At 62.2% G+C, this 16,956-nt stretch carries 16 protein-coding genes; 7 read left to right on the top strand and 9 right to left on the bottom strand.

The window, feature by feature from the left end:
• Positions 1-95 precede the first annotated feature (95 nt).
• The 9 genes from dmpG to IG627_RS14615 all read right to left on the bottom strand — a co-directional run bounded on the left by dmpG (position 96) and on the right by IG627_RS14615 (position 9,758).
• On the bottom strand, positions 96-1,118 hold the full coding sequence (dmpG, locus tag IG627_RS14575) for a 4-hydroxy-2-oxovalerate aldolase (RefSeq protein ID WP_226865186.1): 1,023 nt from the start codon (positions 1,116-1,118) through the stop codon (positions 96-98).
• Between the two features lie 9 nt (positions 1,119-1,127).
• On the bottom strand, positions 1,128-2,024 hold the full coding sequence (locus tag IG627_RS14580; protein WP_193193114.1) for an acetaldehyde dehydrogenase (acetylating): 897 nt from the start codon (positions 2,022-2,024) through the stop codon (positions 1,128-1,130).
• A gap of 222 nt (positions 2,025-2,246) precedes the next feature.
• A complete protein-coding gene (locus IG627_RS14585; RefSeq protein ID WP_193193115.1) occupies positions 2,247-3,038 on the bottom strand; it encodes a fumarylacetoacetate hydrolase family protein in 792 nt (263 codons plus the stop codon).
• 9 nt (positions 3,039-3,047) lie between these two features.
• On the bottom strand, positions 3,048-3,875 hold the full coding sequence (locus tag IG627_RS14590) for an alpha/beta fold hydrolase (protein WP_193193116.1): 828 nt from the start codon (positions 3,873-3,875) through the stop codon (positions 3,048-3,050).
• A 204-nt stretch (positions 3,876-4,079) separates the two neighbouring features.
• Positions 4,080-4,940 carry an SDR family NAD(P)-dependent oxidoreductase gene (locus tag IG627_RS14595; protein ID WP_193193117.1) on the bottom strand — a complete coding sequence of 287 codons (861 nt, stop codon included), beginning with the start codon at positions 4,938-4,940 and terminating at the stop codon, positions 4,080-4,082.
• 18 nt (positions 4,941-4,958) lie between these two features.
• Entirely contained in the window at positions 4,959-6,158 is a 1,200-nt protein-coding gene (locus IG627_RS14600; protein WP_193193118.1) for a flavin-dependent monooxygenase, read from the bottom strand.
• Between the two features lie 39 nt (positions 6,159-6,197).
• Positions 6,198-6,692 (bottom strand): flavin reductase family protein, encoded by a 495-nt coding sequence (locus tag IG627_RS14605; RefSeq protein WP_193193119.1) that lies wholly within the window; start codon positions 6,690-6,692, stop codon positions 6,198-6,200.
• A 350-nt stretch (positions 6,693-7,042) separates the two neighbouring features.
• Positions 7,043-7,954 (bottom strand): VOC family protein, encoded by a 912-nt coding sequence (locus IG627_RS14610; RefSeq protein WP_193193120.1) that lies wholly within the window; start codon positions 7,952-7,954, stop codon positions 7,043-7,045.
• A 205-nt stretch (positions 7,955-8,159) separates the two neighbouring features.
• Positions 8,160-9,758: a FadD3 family acyl-CoA ligase gene (locus IG627_RS14615; RefSeq protein ID WP_226865188.1), complete on the bottom strand. Its 1,599-nt coding sequence runs from the start codon at positions 9,756-9,758 to the stop codon at positions 8,160-8,162.
• 299 nt (positions 9,759-10,057) lie between these two features.
• Between IG627_RS14615 and IG627_RS14620 the strand changes: the two genes are divergently transcribed.
• The 7 genes from IG627_RS14620 to IG627_RS21195 are packed head-to-tail and all read left to right on the top strand — an operon-like array spanning position 10,058 to position 16,834.
• Positions 10,058-10,933, top strand: a complete 876-nt coding sequence (locus IG627_RS14620; RefSeq protein WP_193193121.1) for a CoA transferase subunit A — start codon at positions 10,058-10,060, stop codon at positions 10,931-10,933.
• Positions 10,934-10,952: 19 nt separating this feature from the next.
• Entirely contained in the window at positions 10,953-11,786 is an 834-nt protein-coding gene (locus IG627_RS14625; protein WP_193193122.1) for a CoA-transferase subunit beta, read from the top strand.
• A gap of 18 nt (positions 11,787-11,804) precedes the next feature.
• Positions 11,805-12,686, top strand: a complete 882-nt coding sequence (locus IG627_RS14630; RefSeq protein ID WP_193193123.1) for an enoyl-CoA hydratase — start codon at positions 11,805-11,807, stop codon at positions 12,684-12,686.
• Positions 12,687-12,689: 3 nt separating this feature from the next.
• Positions 12,690-13,793 carry an NAD(P)H-dependent flavin oxidoreductase gene (locus IG627_RS14635; protein ID WP_319024578.1) on the top strand — a complete coding sequence of 368 codons (1,104 nt, stop codon included), beginning with the start codon at positions 12,690-12,692 and terminating at the stop codon, positions 13,791-13,793.
• Complete coding sequence (locus IG627_RS14640) at positions 13,793-14,539, top strand: enoyl-CoA hydratase family protein (protein ID WP_193193124.1); 747 nt, start codon at positions 13,793-13,795, stop codon at positions 14,537-14,539. The genes IG627_RS14635 and IG627_RS14640 overlap by 1 nt, the downstream gene beginning before the upstream one ends.
• A 12-nt stretch (positions 14,540-14,551) precedes the next feature.
• Positions 14,552-15,715 (top strand): acyl-CoA dehydrogenase, encoded by a 1,164-nt coding sequence (locus IG627_RS14645; protein WP_193193125.1) that lies wholly within the window; start codon positions 14,552-14,554, stop codon positions 15,713-15,715.
• A gap of 54 nt (positions 15,716-15,769) precedes the next feature.
• Positions 15,770-16,834: an acyl-CoA dehydrogenase family protein gene (locus IG627_RS21195; RefSeq protein WP_193193126.1), complete on the top strand. Its 1,065-nt coding sequence runs from the start codon at positions 15,770-15,772 to the stop codon at positions 16,832-16,834.
• Positions 16,835-16,956: the final 122 nt, after the last annotated feature.

Consider the following 16,956-nt stretch of genomic DNA (forward strand, 5'->3'; position numbering starts at 1 on the left):
GCGGCCGGTGGCTGTCCGGCAAATATTTACCGATGAGGTTTTTTGCCGGGCAGCCACCGGCCGCAGGGCCGATCGAAGCCCGTTAGTCAGAGATGTCAGGCCCGCGCCAACTCCGCCGCCACATCCTCGATCAGATCCTCCTGGCCGCCGATGGCCTTGCGCCGTGCCATTTCCAGCAGGATTTCCTGCGACGGCACGCCGTATTTCTCACCGGCGCGCTTGGCGAACAGCAGGAAGGAGGAGTAGACGCCGGCGTAGCCGAGGGTTAGGGAATCGCGGTCCACGCGCACCAGCTGGTCCATCAGCGGAATCACCGATTCCTCCGCCACCGCCATCAGCTTGAAAATATCCACACCGGTATCCGCACCCATACGGTCCAGCACCGCGGCGAAGACTTCCAGCGGCGTATTGCCGGCGCCGGCGCCGAGGCCCGCGGCGGAGCCGTCGATGCGGTTTGCGCCCGCCTCTATCGCCGCCATGGAATTGGCCACGCCCAGGCCCAGGTTGTGGTGGCCGTGGAAACCCAGCTCGGTTTCAGGCTTGAGACTTGTGCGCAGCAGGCCCACATACTCGCTCACCTGGTGCGGCAGCATATAGCCGGCGGAATCGGTGCAGTAGATGCAGTTGGCCCCGTAGGACTCCATCAACAGCGCCTGCTGCAGTAAATCCTCGGCGCTGATCATATGCGCCATCATCAGGAAGCCGACGGTATCCAGGCCCATCTCACTGGCCAGGCCGATATGCTGCTCCGATACGTCCGCCTCGGTACAGTGGGTGGCCACGCGGATGGTGCCGACCCCCAGGTCCGCGGCCATCCTCAGATGATCGACGGTGCCTATGCCCGGCAGCAGCAGCGCGGAGATTTTTGCGTTCTTCATTTTCGGCACCACCGCCTGCAGGTATTCCGCATCACTGTGGGCCGGGAAGCCGTAGTTCACCGAGGCGCCGCCGAGGCCGTCGCCGTGAGTCACCTCAATCAGCGGCACGCCGGCCTCATCCAGGCCGGTGGCCACCTCGATCATCTGCTCCAGGGTAATCTGGTGGCGCTTGGGGTGCATGCCGTCGCGCAGGCACATATCGTGCAGGGTAATTTTCTTGCCTTTGAAGTCCACGATCATTTCCTCTCGTTACGCGATGGTGCCGTTGGCCATGGCTTCTGCATACATTTCCGCGGTGCGCAGTGCGGCGGCGGTCATGATGTCCAGGTTGCCGGAATACTTCGGCAGGAAATCGCCGAGACCCTCGACCTCCAGAGAAACCGTCACGCGGTTGCCATCGAAGATGGGGCCGTTTTTCAGCGTGTAGCCGGGTACATATTTCTGCACTTCCGCAATCATGTCCTGGATCGACTCGGTGATACGTCCCTGGTTGGGTTCATCCTCGGTCAGGCAGTGCACCGTATCGCGCATAATCAGCGGCGGCTCTGCCGGGTTGACGATAATGATCGCCTTGCCCTTCCTGGCACCGCCGATCTTCTCGATGGCGCCGGAGGTGGTGCGGGTAAACTCGTCGATATTCTTGCGCGTGCCAGGTCCGACGGACTTGGAGGAGACGGTGGCGACAATCTCGCCGTAGCTGACCGGCTGCACGCGGCTCACCGCGTTGACGATAGGAATCGTCGCCTGGCCGCCGCAGGTAACCATATTCACGTTTTCCTTGCGCCCCTCTTTCAGAAGATCCGCCAGGTTGACCGGCGGCACGCAGAAGGGCCCTATGGCCGCCGGCGTCAGGTCGATCATCAGCACGTCGAGTTCGTTCAGCTTGCGCGAGTTCTCTGCGTGCACATAGGCGGAGGTGGCGTCGAAGGCGATCTGGATATTGTCCTCTTTCACGAAGTCGAGCATACCGTCCACCCCGCTGGTGGACACCTTCATGCCGAAATCGCGCGCGCGCTTGATGCCTTCCGACTCCTCGATACCCACCATCCACACCGGCTCAATCCAGTCGCTGCGCATGGCCTTCATCAACAGGTCGGTGCCGATATTGCCGGGGCCGATAATGACCGCGCGTAATTTTTTGCCCATAAAAATTTCCTGCTTATCAGTGCGCTGTAGATTTCTTTGAAAACTCAATTTCGTCACTCCGGCGCAGGCCGGAGTCCAGGGTGGTCCCGGAGGGCTGGATTAGGTGGCGCTCCTGCGCCACGCCCTTCGGGCCATTCGCTTCGCGAATGCTCGCTACGGCATCCATGCCTGCGCTGTCCGGCCTTCGCCGGAATGACGACATTCGGAGACAATCAGAGTGAATTAACTAAATGAAATACTGGCGCTACCCAGCCCCACCAACTCCATATACATACGATCGCCGGCCACCACCGGTTCCAGTGGCACCAGGGAGCCGGACAGGATCACCTCGCCGGCCTTGAACGGAATACCGAACTCGCCCAGGGTGTTCGCCAGCCAGGCCACCGCGGTCAGCGGATTGCCCTGCACCGCGGAGCTCTTGCCGCTGCTGATATGCTCGCCGTTCTTGGAGACGTGCACCTCCAGGTTGGGCAGGTCGACGTCGTTGGGGTCTATGCGCTCGTCACCCAGCACATAGACGCCGCAGGAGGCGTTGTCGGCAATGGTGTCCTGAATCTTGATCTTCCAGTCGTGGATACGGGAGTCGACGATTTCGAAGCAGGGCAATATGCACTCGGTGGCCCTGAGCACATCCGCCTCGGTAACGCCGGGACCTTTCAGGTCTTCCTTCAGTAGGAAGGCGATCTCCGCCTCGGCGCGCGGCTGTATCAGCTCGCCGGCAATCTTTGCGGTGCCGCCGTTGGCGATCGTCATGCGATTGGTCAGGAAGCCGAAATCCGGCTGGAAGACGCCGAGCATCTGCTGCACCGCATCGGAGGTAACGCCGATCTTCTTGCCGACCACCTTCTCACCGTCTTCCAGGCGCAGCTCCAGCATTACTTCGGAAATGCGGTAGGCGTCCTCGATGGTCATCTGCGGGAAGCGCTCGGTCAGCGGTTCTATACTGCGGCAGTCGCGCAGGGCCAGGTAGAGTTCCCGGCCCAGCTCGCGGCGCTGTGCTTCGTTCAAGCTCATAAATATTACCTATGCGTTTTGCAGGAATTCGACGCTGCGACGGTTGAACAGCTCCGGGTGTTCGATCATCACCCAGTGACCGCACTGGCTCAGCGTGATCACCTGCGCCCTCTCACAGCCCTCGGCAATCTTCTGCGCACCGCTGACCGGGCAGAAGCGGTCATTGGCACCCCAGAAGGCCAGCACCGGGCACTGGATTTCCTTAAGACGCTCGCTCAGGTTCGGAACGCTCATGCGCGTGAATACACTCGGATTCTGGCTGGCGAGAATGCGGAAGCGCTCCTCGACCAGCTCGTCGGTGATATGGCGCGGATCGAACACGATCAGCTGCAGCACTTCTTTCAAATAGGCAGGCGTGAATTCCGGCGATCCCAGCGGCACCTTGGTCATCGCCTGTATGCCTTGCATATGCTGGAAGTAGTAACCCTGGTCCTCGAGGCCACCGCAGCCCATCAATATCAGTTGGCTGACCCGCTGCGGCTGCGCCAGCGCCATCTGCATCGCCACGGCGCCGCCGAGGGAATTGCCCACCAGTGCGAAGTTCTCCAGATCCAGACGGTCGGCGAACTCGAGCACCGATTCGGCAAAAAACTCCAGGCTGTAGTCTCGCTCCGGCTTGTCGCTGTCGCCGAAGCCTGGCAGGTCCGGAATAATTGCGCGGAAGCCGGCGTCGGAAAAATACTGCGCGTTGTAGCGGAAATTCAGCCAGCCGCTGGCGCCGGGGCCGCTGCCCTGCAGGAAAATAACCGGAGCGCCTTCACCCAGTTCCGTGTAATGGATATCAATGCCGCTGCTAAGCGAGATGGAATTCGCTTCGGGTTTTTTCGGCGGGTTCATAATGTTGTCTCTATTCCAGATGCGATCAAGTAAAGCCATAAGTTTGATGCGAAGGGCCTGATGCCGGGGGTACTTTGCGGGACTGTCTGCGAGAGGGACCTCGCAGACAAGCCTACAGGGATGTATTCACGGCGTGTCCCGCAAAGTACCCCCGGCAGCAGGCCCGCCCATCGCTCAACTCGGGCCTCTCGTCTTCGTTTCTGTTTATTCGACGACCGCCGCACTGAACTGCACCGGCTCGCCGAGCATCTGCCGGTGCGAGGGTGGCCGCTTGCCGTCGATATCCACCACGCCCAGCTCTGCCGCCAGCTCGGCACCGATAAAGGTGTGGCCGGATTTCTGCATCAGCTGCGGGTTGCGGTAGAGGGCGTCGATAATGCGCCCGGTAAACTGCGGGCTCTCCGCCAGCTCGTAGAAGTCGGCGTACTTTTCCGGCTCCGCCTGCATCACCATATCGGTGCGCTCCGTCCTCAACATACCCATCCAGATGGACACGGCAGCCACGCCGAAGGGGCGCAGGTCGTGGGCCATATCCCAGGCCATCTTGTCCAGGCCGCTTTTTTGCGCGCCGTAGGCCGGGCCGTGCATATAGCAGCGTGCGCCGAAGGAGCCTGTGTTGACAATCAGGCCGCTGTTCTGCGCGGCCATTATCTTGGCCGCGTGAAAACTGGCGATATAGGCCGAGCGCAGCCCCACATCGAGAATACCCACCAGGTCGATGGATTTCTGCCAGAAGGGGCCGGGCAGTATCAGCTGGTCGTGCACATGGGTGGCATTGTTGACCAGGATATCCAGGCGACCCCGCTCGCGGCGGATGCGCGCAAACAGCTCCTCCACCTGGCGGTCGTCGCCGTGATCGCAGGCGACGGCTATGCCCTTGCCGCCGCGCCGGTTTATCTCCTCGGCGGTGGCGTGGATACTGCCAGGCAGGGGGGCATCGCCCTCTTTCTGGCTGCGGCCGGTGATATAGACGGTATCGCCGCAGGCGCCAAAGGCCAGTGCAATACCCTTGCCGGCGCCGCGGCTGGCGCCGGTGACCAATACAACGCGATTGCTTCCGTTCATGTCGGAAATCCCCCGCGCTTACAGGAAAATATCGTTGCTTTCGAGACCCAGCTGCACGCCGCCATAGTTGCTGCCGAACTTGTAGGGGTTATTCGCCACATGGGCGCGGCCGGCGAGAATATCCAGCACGAAGTGTTGCAGCGGGCTGTGCAGGAAAATAGCGCGGCCGCCGCACATCTTCTGCAGTTCCAGCACCTCGTTCAGGCAGGCCTCCGGCACCGCGGCGGACTCGTAGCGGTACTGGATGCGCGTATTCAGGTCGGTGGCCTGGCCCTTGCGCGCGTCGCCCATCAGTTGTGCGAAATTGGCGAACAGTTTTGTCTTCAGCTGATCCACCAGCGACTGCGCCCGTGCCACTGCCATCTGCGCATAGGGATCCTCGGCAGTCTTGGAGCCGTCGTTGGTGCCGACGCGCTTGGCGGCCACGTCGCGGTAGGCGTTGATGGCGCCCTGGGTGGCGCCGATCATCGCGGTGGAAACCGCGCGCGGGAACAGCTGGCCGAAGGGGATCTGGTACAGGGGCACAGTCCTGGAGTCGATACCGGGATTGGTGCCGCGGAAGCTGTCCATGGAACTGAGGGTGCGGTGCTCGGGCACGAAGGCGTCCTTCACGACCACATCATTACTGCCGGTGCCCTGCAGGCCGAAGGTGTGCCAGGTGTCGAGAATCTCGAAATCGGAACGCGGCACCAGGAAGGTGCGGTAGTCGGGATTCGGGTTCTGTTCAGTAGGCGGTACCACGCCGCCGAGGAAAACCCAGTCGCAGTGATCGCAGCCGCTGGAGAAGGCCCAACGCCCGCTGAACTTGAAGCCACCTTCCACCGGCTCCACCTTGCCAACCGGCATGTACGAAGAGGCGATCAGCACACCGGTGTCCTCGCGCCACACATCTTCCTGCGCCTTCAGGTCGAACAGCGCAATCTGCCAGTTGTGCACGGCGATAACGCCGTAGATCCAGGCGGTAGACATGCAGCCCTCGGCCAGCGCCATCTGGATCTCGAAAAATACCTGCGGGTCCATCTCGTAGCCGCCCCAGCGCTTCGGCTGCAGCACGCGGAACAGGCCCGCCTGCTGGATTTTCTCGACCGTCTCCACCGGCACCCTGCGCTCGCGCTGGGCGCGCGCGGCGGTTTCCTGCAGGTGGGGGATCAGGTCGCGGGCGCGCTGGATCAATTGTTCGCTAGTAATTTGTTCGCTTTGAAGGATTTCGCTGGTCATATCGTTATTCTCTTGTGCGGTATTTTTCCCGGGCCCGCCTCAGCAGGCCTCGGCGACTTCGGGCAGGTCGGCGTAGCGGCCGGCGTGGAAAATCAAGGGGGGCTTGGGTTTGAGATCGAAGTCCAGCACGCGGCCCACCAGGATGATGTGGTCGCCGCCCTCGTAGCGGTGTTCCGTCTGGCACTGGAAGAGGGCGCCGTAGTCCTTCAGCAGCGGCAGGCCGCCGATGCCCTCGGCGCAGGGGATACCGGCAAAGCGGTCCGGCACCTTGGACGCAAACTGGTTGGAGACCTGTTGCTGTCCGGCGTGCAATACGTGGATCGCAAACTGCTCGGCGTGGTTGAATACGTCGAAGGCGTTGCAGGACTTGGCTACGCTCCACAGCACCAGCATCGGGTCGAGGGAAACGGAGCTGAAACTATTGGCGGTCATTCCGACCCTGTTGCCACTCCGGTCCAGCGCGGTGACCACTGTGACGCCGGTGGCAAACTGACCCAGGGCGTTGCGGAATTTTCTCGGGTCTTGTACTGGCATATCCATAGCTGCTCACAGGTTGCAGTTTCTTGTAGCAGCCATCGTCGCAAAGGGGGTGGGGGGTGTCATACCTCAAATGGCGTAGGTGGGCGGTGGGTAAATTATTGTGGGGCGGAGCTGGGGGGATGTCTGCGAACAGGATGTGATGCCTATCGCCAGAAGATGATGGGCACGCTGCGCTTTTCCCATCCTACACACTTTCCGTCATTCCGGCGCAGGCCGGAATCCAGGTGCCACCGAACTGGATACCGGCCTGCGCTGGTATGACGAGTGCCATAGCAAGTAGGATGGGCAAAGCGCAGCGTGCCCATCAGTGGTAGCGGGGCCGCTACTAAAGCCTATTGCAGTGCTCAGTCCTGGTAGGCCACGCTAAAGTCGTGCCCCCAAAAACTGTTCACAGTACTCTGGTAAGGCGAATACTCAGACCAGTCCTCAACAGTCCGTCCCTCGGCCCCATACTCGATCATAAAGCCCGAAGGCGAGGCCATATAAAAACTGACCATATGATCGTTGGCATGCCGCCCCATGGTGCCGGTCAACTTGACGCCGGCGGTCTTCATGCGATCGAGCCCGCGCACGACTTCGTCGACGGTGTCCACTTCCACCATGATATGCACGCAGCCGGTCGGGTTGGGCGCTTCCAGTATTGCCAGGCTGTGGTGGCGCTTGTTGCAGTGCATAAAGTAGAGGCGTTTCTCCGGCTCGTTCGGATCCGGGGTGAAGCGTATCTTCATCAGGTCGGAGAGCTGGAAGCCCATCACATCGCGGTAGAAGGCCAGGGTTTCGTCGAAATTCGGGGCCGGCAGCACCGTGTGCCCGAAACCCTGGTCGCCGGTGACGAAATTCTTGATGCCGACCGGGGACGCGAATTGGGCGAAATCCGATACCGGGCCCCAGTAGAGTTCGTGGCGGTTGCCATCCGGGTCGGAAAAACTGAGCAGTTCCTGCACCCGGCGTCTTGCGGCCAGCTCGGCGCTGGCGCGCTCGAAGGGTACATTCGCCTGCTGCAGTGTCGCCACCGCCTGGGCAAAGGCCCCGGGGCCGGCCACTTCCCAGCCGCTGAAGGCGTAGCCGTCCTGCTCGGACTGTTCCACCAGGATGCGGTAGGGGCGCTCGTCCATTTTCAGGAAGACACTGTTGTCGCCCTCGCCGTTCAGGCCGGCTGAGTTGTCCATCATGCCGAGCACATTGGTGCCGTACTCGGACCAGCGGCTCGGATCTGTGCTGTTTACGCCTATATAGCCCAGGCTGTGTATTTTCATTTCGCTCTCCCAGTTTTCCATTATTGTTTGGTGGTCGCTGCTGTAGATGTTTCGGTGGCGGCCCTGCTACCAGTAGCCCTTCGCGGGACACGCCGTGAATACATCCCTGTAGGCTTGTCGGCGAGGTCCCTCTCGCCGACAGTCCCGCGAAGGGCTACCGGCATCAGGGCCTTCGCATCGAATCCATCTGTCTAACCGACTCTAATTAAGCGGGTTCACTCGTGACCATCTTTCGCAGTTCCGGTTTCAAGATTTTTCCGGAAGCATTCAGCGGCAAAGATTTTTCAAAACGCACAAACCGCGGCACCTTGTAATTGGCCATTCTCTCCCTGCACCACAGAATCAGCTCTTCGTCGCCCAGCTCCGCACCCGGCTTCAGCACTACAAACGCCATGGCCACCTCGCCCATGCGCTCATCGGGTACACCGATCACCGCATTCATCGCAATGACCGGGTGGCTGGACAGGGTGTTCTCGATTTCCGCCGGGTAGCAGTTGAAGCCGCCGGTGATAAACATATCTTTCAGGCGATCGGTGATGCGCAAATTGCCGCGCTCGTCGAGTACGCCTATATCGCCGCTGTGCACCCAGCCGTCGGCGTCGATGGTCTCCGCGGTGGCGGCGTCGTTATCGAAGTAGCCGCGCATGGCGTTGTAACCGCGGAAGACAATCTCGCCCGGATCGCCGGCGGGCAGGGGTTTGTTGTCGCCATCCACACAGCGCAATTCGATACCGGGAATGGCGCGGCCGGAGGTGGTGGCGATGGTCTCGGCGTCGTCCTCCGGGCGGCACATGCTCACCAGGCCGCAGCTCTCGGTCAGGCCGTAGGCGGTGATGATGCGCTCGAAGCCGAGGCGCTCTTTCATCTGGTGAATCATCTCCACCGGAATCGCGGCGGCGCCGGTGGTGGTGGTGCGCAGGCTGGAGATATCGTAGTCGTCCAGCTGCGGGTGGGAGAGCAGGGACTGGAACAGGGTGGGCGGGCCCGGCAGTACCGAGATTCTTTCCTCGGCGACGCGCCGCAGTATTTCACCGCTGTCGAAAACCGCGTGGGGCAGCAGGGTCGCGCCGCTGGTTGCGCAAACCAGTATGCCGGCCTTGTAGCCGTAGCTGTGGAAAAACGGGTTGATGGCCAGGTAGCGGTCGCCGCAGCGGACATCGACGTTCTCGGCCCAGAAGGCGAAGGCGCGCAGGTTCTGGGCGTGGGCGGTCATAACGCCCTTGGGTTTGCCGGTGGTGCCGGAGGTGAAGAGGATATCGGAAATATCGTCGCCGCAGACACTCGCCATGCGTTGCGCGACTTCGTCGGCGGATACGGCGCTGCCGGATGCGAGGAAATTCTCCCAGCGGGTGTGCCCTGTCTCCTGCCGGCGGAACACGACTGTCTCCTCCAGAGCCGGTAGTTCTTCGCCGGCCAGCATCGCCGGGTAATCGTTACCGAGAAACTCGCCGATGGAGAACAGCATTCGCGCGCCGCTCTGGCGCAGTATATAGCCGACTTCGCTGCCCTTGCCGCGGGTATTCAGCGTGACCAGAATGGCGCCGGCGCTCTGCGCGCCCAGGGCGGCGATCACCCATTCGCTGATATTCGGCGCCCAGACCGCGATGCGGTCGCCGGGCTCTATGCCGCGGGCAATCAGTGCGGCCACCACCTGCTCGACCCGGCGCGCAAAATCGGCGAAGCTGACTTTGATCCCGCCTTCCTCTATAAACGGCTGCTCGCCATAGCGCGCCGCCGCCTGCCGGATCAGCTGTGGAATGGTGCTGGCGTTCTCAATCGGGCCCTTGTCCGGCATAAGTCTCATCTCAGCCTGCTTTCTTATCTGTTCTGCGGGATTACCCCCATTTGATGTCGACAAAGTATCCGAGCCCCCGTGGCCTGTCATAGTCCTGCTGGACGATGAGGCTGCTAGGGGGCGCTCGGATAATGCACTAAAGGAATTTCTGTAAACGTAGCGAGCGGGTGGCTGGTGGTGGCCGCCGGAGCGGAGGAAGCGGAGTGTACTTTAGTACATGAGCATTCTGAGCACCGCCGGACGCCGCCAGGCGCACGCGCAGTAGTTTTCAGAGATTCCGTAAACGATAAGAGAAGTAGGGGTAATGCATGAACAAGGTGCTGTCCGCAGCGGATGCCATCGCCGGGATTCAGAGTGGTATGACCCTGGGCATAGGGGGCTGGGGGCCGCGCCGCAAGCCCATGGCGCTGGTGCGCGAGCTGCTGCGCTCGGATGTACGGGACCTGACCGTCGTCGCCTACGGCGGCGCCGACCTGGGCCTGCTGTGCGCTTCCGGCAAGGTAAAGAAGGTGATCTTCGCCTTCGCCACCCTCGACTTTATTCCCCTGGAGCCCTACTTCCGCCAGGCCCGCCAGAGCGGCGAGCTGGAGGTGATGGAAATCGACGAGGGCATGATGCTGCTGGGCCTGCGCGCGGCGGCCTGGAATATTCCCTTTATTCCCACCAATCTCGGCCTTGGTACCGATGTAGTCAAGGTGAACCCGGACTTGAAGATAATCGACAGCCCCTACGACGACAAGGAGTGGGTGGCCATGCCGGCACTGAAGCTGGACGCGGCGCTGGTCCATGTCGACCGCGCCGACGCCCGCGGCGTCTGCCAGATCAAGGGCCCGGACTATTACATGGACGACTGGTTTGCCCGCGCCGCTGACAACGCCATCGTCAGCTGCGATGAGCTGGTGGACACGGAATATTTTGCCCGCGGCGACGAGGCCCGCTACGTGCTCTGGGAGCGCTCGCAGACTTCTTCCGTGGTGCCCATCGCCGGCGGTGCACACCCCAGCTCCTGCAATCCCCTCTACGGTTTCGACGTGGCGCACTTCAAGGAGTATGCGGCCAGTGCGAAGGAGGGCGGCTACGGCACCTATTTCGAGAAATATATCGCCGGAAAAAGTGAAGACGAATACCAGCAGTTGGTGGGCGGACTGGATGCGATCCAGCAGCTGCCGCTGCCGGTTTACTGAGGGTCGGGAGGGAACTGATATGAGTAATGCTGCACAAGACTACACCCTGGCCGAGCTGATGATCGCCGCCGGCGCCGAGGCCTTCCGCAACGACGGCGAGGTGCTTGCCACCGGCATAGGCCTGATACCGCGCCTGGCCGCCAGCCTGGCGATGAAGACCTTTAACCCCGACCTGATGATGACCGACTCCGAGGCCTTCCTGCTGTCGGAGCCGAACCCGGTCAGCGGCCGCGTGCCGGGCCAGCCCCAGGCGCAGGAGTGCTGGATGGGCTTCTCGCGCATCTTCGACAATGTCTGGAGCGGCAAGCGCCACGCGATGGTGGGCCCGACACAGATAGACCAATACGGCCAGGCAAATATTTCCGCGCTGGGCGACAGCTACCAGAAACCCAAGGTGCAGATGCTGGGCGTGCGCGGCTTTCCCGGCAACTCCATCAGCCACGCCAATTCCTTCTTCGTGCCGGCGCACAGCGCGCGGGTTTTTGTCGAGGGCGAGTGCGACGTGGTTTCGTCCATCGGCTACAACCCGGCGCGGCTGCCGCGCGGCTACCAGCTGGACGATATCGATATCCGCCTGGTGATCACCGATCTGTGTGTGATGGACTGGCAGGGGCCGGATCACCAGCTGCGCCTGCTCAGCCTGCACCCGGGTATTTCGGTTGAGCAGGTAGTGGAAAACACCGGCTTTGAGATTTGCCTGCCGGAAAATATTCCCACCACGCCGGCACCGACCGAGGAACAGCTGCAGATTATCCGCGCGCTGGACCCGCTGAACCTGCGCGCCAAGCAGCTGAAAGACAACCCGCCCGGCGATAGATCTGCAGTCACAAAACTGCAGGCAGTTGGCGCCTGAAAAAATGACGGTGAAATTATGACGACAACAACAGACACCGCCGAAGAAAAAGATATTGTCCTCTACGAAGTCGCAGAGGGCGTGGCCACGATTACCATGAACCGGCCGCGCTACCACAATGTGCAGAACGGCCGCATGACCTATGAACTGGACGCGGCCTTCAAGCGCGCAGTGGACGACGACCAGGTCAAGGTCATAGTGCTGGCCGGCTCCGGCAAGCACTTCTCCGCCGGTCACGATATAGGTACTCCCGGTCGCGATATCGACGACAGCCAGGACAGAAAAACCCTCTGGTACGACCACGCCAATAAGACCGGCGGCGAATTCCTGTACGTGCGCGAGGCCGAGGCCTACCTGGGTATGTGCCGGCGCTGGCGCGACATACCCAAGCCCACCATCGCCATGGTGCAGGGCGCCTGTATCGCCGGCGGCCTGATGCTGGCCTGGGTGTGCGACCTGATCGTCGCTTCCGAGGACGCCTTTTTCTCCGACCCGGTGGTGCGCATGGGCATTCCCGGCGTCGAGTATTTCGCCCACCCGTTCGAGCTGCACCCGCGCATCGCCAAGGAATTCCTGTTTACCGGCGAGCGCATGGGGGCCGAGCGCGCGCAGCAGATGGGTATGGTCAACCGCATTTTCCCCCGCGAGCAATTGCAGGCGGAAACCGAAAAACTGGCGAAGAAAATTGCCGAGATGCCGCGCCTGGGCCTGACGCTGACCAAGCAGGCCATCAACAATATCGAGGACCTGCAGGGCAAGCGCACCGGCATGGAGGCGGCCTTCGCCTGGCATCACTTCGCCCACACCCACAACGAGCTGGAAACCGGGCACAAGCTGGGCGGCCAGGATGCAAAATCCATGGCGAAAGCCAATAAGCAAAACAGCGAGCAGGAGGCCTGAGCCGTGCGCCAACTGCAGACACCACTGACCGAACTGCTGGGCTGCCGCTACCCGGTGATCCAGACCGCTATGGGCTGGGTGGCCGACGCCAGACTGGTGGCCGCCAGCGGTAACGCCGGTGCCTTCGGTTTTCTCGCCGGTGCGGTCATGAGCGCCGAGGAAGTGGAGCAGGGCATTCGCCAGATCAAGGCCGCCAGCGACAGACCCTTCGGTGTGAATTTCCATATGTACACCCCCGCCGCGGCGGATATCGTCGACATCTGCATTCGCGAGGGCGTGCGCGCGGTCAGCTACAGCCGCTCACCGGCGAAAAAGCTGGTGGAAAAACTGAAGAGCGCCGGCATCGTCTGCATTCCCACCGTCGGCGCGCTGAAGCACGCTGTCAAGGCGGTGCAGATGGGCGCCGACGCGGTGGTGGTGCAGGGCGGCGAGGGCGGCGGCCACACCGGCTCGGTGGCCGGCAATATATTGCTGCCGCAGGTGGTGGACGCGCTGATCGGCGAACTGAAAGTGCCGGTGGTGGCCGCCGGCGGCTTCAAGGATGGTCGCGGCCTGGTGGCGGCGCTGTCCTACGGCGCCGCCGGTATCGCCATGGGCACCCGCTTCCTGATGACGAAAGAGAGCCCGGTGCCGGACGCCACCAAGGCCCAGTACCTGGGCGCCAGCGCGGAAAAAATTGTCGTCAGCCGCAAGCTCGACGGCCTGCCCCAGCGCATGATCGAAAACCCCTGCCTGCAGCAGCTGCAGAAAAGTTCAGCGCTGGGGCTGCTGTGGCTGGCAGTGAAAAACGGTCTCGCCTATACCCGCCAGAGCGGTGAATCCCTGCCGGCAATGCTCGGCGCTGCCTGGAAGATGAAGAAATCCAACGGCCTCAGCCTGGGGCAGACGATGATGGCCGCCAACGCGCCGATGATGATTCAGCAGGCGATGGTCAAGGGCCATCCCGACAGCGGCATATTGCCCAGCGGCCAGGTGGCCGGTGCCATTCTCGATCTGCCCAATGTGGCGGAACTGATTCAATCCATCGCCGCCGAGGCGGAGGTGAGCCTCGCGCGCCTGGAGAAACTCAGTAAAAACCACAAGCGCGAAGAAGCCGGAGCAATCTAATGGCCTTTACAACGAGTATAGAAAACGGCATCGCGGAACTGGTTTTCGACAAGCCGCCGGTCAACGCCTTCAACAGTAGCGAGTGGGCCGCCATAGCTGCGGAGCTGAACGCCCTGGGTGCGAACCAGCGCGTGCGCGTGATCGTGATTCGCGCCGAGGGCCGCGGTTTCTGCGCCGGCGTGGATATCAAGGAACTGGCCGCGGACAGCACAAAAATTGTTGCGGTCAACAAGGGCAACTACGACACCTTCAAAGAGATCCACCGCAACCCGAAACCGGTGATAGTCGCGCTGCACGGCTTTGTGCTCGGCGGCGGTATCGGCATCTCCGGCGCGGCGGACATTATCGTCGCGTCCGACTGCACCCGCTTCGGCGTGCCGGAAGTGGACCGCGGCGCTATGGGTGGCGGCGCCCACCTGCAGCGCATGTTCCCGGTGCAGAAAGTCCGCACCATGTATTACACCGGCGAATTTATCGATGCCGCCGAGGCCTATCGCCTCGGCGCTGTGGAGCGGGTAGTGCCGCGCGAAGAGTTGCGCGATGCGGCCCTGGAAATCGCACGCAAGATTGCCGAGAAGAGTTCGCCGATGATCCAGCTGGCCAAGGAGGCGCTCACCGGCGTCGAAGTGGGCAACCTGGAAGACCAGTACCGCTGGGAACAGGGCTTCACCCTGCAGGCCTACACCGAGGGCGACTCACAGGAGGCCCGCGATGCCTTTGTCGAGAAGCGCCAGGCGGAATTCTAAAGAGACAGCACTATGAACCTGAATTACACCCCGGAACAGATCGCCTTCCGCCAGGAAGTGCGCCAGTGGCTGGAAGAGCATGTGCCGGAAGCGCCGCTCGAGTCCTTCGATACCAAAGCCGGTTTCGAGCAGCACCGCCAGTGGGAGAAAACCCTGGCGGAGGGCAACTGGGGCATGGTCACCTGGCCGCAGGAATTCGGCGGCCGCGGCTGCAACCTGGTCGAGTGGTTGATCTTCGAAGAGGAATACTACCGCGCGAGCGCACCGCTGCGGGTAAACCAGAACGGCATCTTCCTGCTCGGCCCGACGCTGATGGAATACGGAACAGAAGCGCAGAAAGAGCGCTTTATCACCCGCATGGCGGCCGGTGAGGAGATGTGGGCCCAGGGCTGGTCTGAGCCCGGCGCCGGCAGCGATATGGCGGCCATCCGCTCCAAGGCGATCCGCGACGGCGATGAGTATGTGATCAACGGCCAGAAAGTCTGGTCCACCCGCGCCGTCTACGCGGACTGGGTCTTCTGCATCTTCCGCACCGATCCGGATTCCGAACGCCACCGCGGCCTGTCTTTTATGCTGGTGCCGCTGGACGCACCCGGCGTCACCGTGCGGCCCATCCCGCAGCTGGACGGCCTGCCGGGTTTTGCGGAAATCTTTTTCGACGACGTGCGCGTGCCGGTGGAAAACCGCCTCGGCGAAGAGGGCCAGGGCTGGCAGATCGCCATGGCCACCGCCGGCTTCGAGCGCGGCCTGATGCTGCGCAGCCCGGCGCGTTTCCAGGAAACCGCCAAGCGCCTGGTGGAGCTCTACCGCAGCCACCGCAACGATATTCTCGACCTGAGTATCGAGGACAAGGTGGTGCAGTCCTATATGGATGCGGAGTCCTACGCGCTGGCCACCTACCAGACGGCATCGCGCCTGATCAAGGGCGGCAATATTGGTGCCGAGGCGTCGCTGAACAAGATTTTCTGGTCCGAGCTGGACCAGCATATGCACGAAACGGCCATGAGCATTCTCGCCTCGCGCGCGGAGCTGCTGCCCCAGGCGCCGGCGGCCGGCGAAGTGGGCAGATGGCTGGACGGTTTCCTGTTTGCGCAGTCCGGGCCCATTTACGCCGGCACCAACGAGATTCAGCGCAACATCATCGCCGAGCGCCTGCTCGGCATGCCGCGCTCTTAACCCGGCAACCGAACAGGTTGACGGGTTAATACAAGGTTAAGAGAAGAGGTCACTGTGGATTTTACCTTTACCGACGACCAGCAGCTGTTCTGCGAGAGCGTGCGGGATTTCCTGCAGGCGGAAGTCACCCCGGAATCCGTGCGCGAAGGCTGGGATTCCGCCAGCGGACGCAACGAAACCCTGTGGCAGCAGCTGGTGGAAATGGGCCTGACCGGCATGCTGGTACCGGAATCCCATGGTGGCATGGGCATGAGCGAGCTGGACTTCGTCTTGCTGGCCCAGGAGTGCGGCCGTGTGGCACTGCCGGAACCCTTGGTGGAAACCGCACTGGTGGCGGTACCGCTGCTGGCGAACCTCGCGGAAAAAGATCCGCGCTGCGCGTCCCTGCTGGAAAAAATCGCCGCGGGTGAGACCCGGGTGGCCATAGGGCACGCGGCCAACAACCTGGTCAGCGACGCGCATATCGCCGACTGGCTGCTGCTGCCGAAGGGCGACCAGGTGCACCTGCTGGCCTCGGACCAGGTAGGCCTCACGGCGCAGCAGAGCATAGACCCGAGCCGCCGACTGTTCTCCGTCGAGTGGCACGGCGATGACGAGACCCGCCTCGCCAGCGGTGCCGAGGGCGTTTCCCTGCTGGCGGCGAGCCTGAACCGCGGCGCCCTGGGCGCGGCGGCGCAGCTGCTCGGCCTGGCGGAGGCGATGGTGGAAATGACCGTACGCTACACCGAGGAGCGCCACCAGTTCGGCCGCCCGGTGGGCGCCAACCAGGCGCTGAAACACCTGATGGCCAACTGCGCGGTTAAAAGCGAGTTTGCCAAGGCACCCCTGTACCGCGCCGCCTACACGCTGAGTGAATCACCCAGCCACGCGGACTTCGCCGTGTCCCACGCCAAGGTGGCGGCGGGCGAGGCGGCACTGTTGGCAGCCAAGAACTGCATCCAGGCCCACGGCGCCATGGGTTACACCTGGGAGTGCAACCTGCACATCTTTATGAAGCGCGCCTGGGCGCTGGATAAATTCTGGGGCCACGCGGGTTTCCACAAAAACCGCTTGCACCAGTGGTTGATGAACCCCAACGCCAAAATCGGCGCGGATAAGACTTTCGGCGTCCAAGGTTAATTAAAGTTTGGTGGCGGCACTGCTGCCGGTGGCTGTTTGCGGGACACGCTGTGAATACATCCCTGTACGCTCTCCGCGGCCATCCATGGCCGCAGAAGGTCCCGCAAGCAGCCCCCGGCAGC

Origin of the sequence: Microbulbifer taiwanensis (assembly GCF_014904815.1) — a bacterium.
GTDB lineage: Bacteria > Pseudomonadota > Gammaproteobacteria > Pseudomonadales > Cellvibrionaceae > Microbulbifer > Microbulbifer taiwanensis.

Coding starts and splice junctions, on each gene's coding strand:
- dmpG (WP_226865186.1), bottom strand. CDS start 1,118: ATGATCGTGGACTTCAAAGGCAAGAAAATTACCCTGCACGATATGTGC.
- IG627_RS14580 (WP_193193114.1), bottom strand. CDS start 2,024: ATGGGCAAAAAATTACGCGCGGTCATTATCGGCCCCGGCAATATCGGC.
- IG627_RS14585 (WP_193193115.1), bottom strand. CDS start 3,038: ATGAGCTTGAACGAAGCACAGCGCCGCGAGCTGGGCCGGGAACTCTAC.
- IG627_RS14590 (WP_193193116.1), bottom strand. CDS start 3,875: ATGAACCCGCCGAAAAAACCCGAAGCGAATTCCATCTCGCTTAGCAGC.
- IG627_RS14595 (WP_193193117.1), bottom strand. CDS start 4,940: ATGAACGGAAGCAATCGCGTTGTATTGGTCACCGGCGCCAGCCGCGGC.
- IG627_RS14600 (WP_193193118.1), bottom strand. CDS start 6,158: ATGACCAGCGAAATCCTTCAAAGCGAACAAATTACTAGCGAACAATTG.
- IG627_RS14605 (WP_193193119.1), bottom strand. CDS start 6,692: ATGCCAGTACAAGACCCGAGAAAATTCCGCAACGCCCTGGGTCAGTTT.
- IG627_RS14610 (WP_193193120.1), bottom strand. CDS start 7,954: ATGAAAATACACAGCCTGGGCTATATAGGCGTAAACAGCACAGATCCG.
- IG627_RS14615 (WP_226865188.1), bottom strand. CDS start 9,758: ATGAGACTTATGCCGGACAAGGGCCCGATTGAGAACGCCAGCACCATT.
- IG627_RS14620 (WP_193193121.1), top strand. CDS start 10,058: ATGAACAAGGTGCTGTCCGCAGCGGATGCCATCGCCGGGATTCAGAGT.
- IG627_RS14625 (WP_193193122.1), top strand. CDS start 10,953: ATGAGTAATGCTGCACAAGACTACACCCTGGCCGAGCTGATGATCGCC.
- IG627_RS14630 (WP_193193123.1), top strand. CDS start 11,805: ATGACGACAACAACAGACACCGCCGAAGAAAAAGATATTGTCCTCTAC.
- IG627_RS14640 (WP_193193124.1), top strand. CDS start 13,793: ATGGCCTTTACAACGAGTATAGAAAACGGCATCGCGGAACTGGTTTTC.
- IG627_RS14645 (WP_193193125.1), top strand. CDS start 14,552: ATGAACCTGAATTACACCCCGGAACAGATCGCCTTCCGCCAGGAAGTG.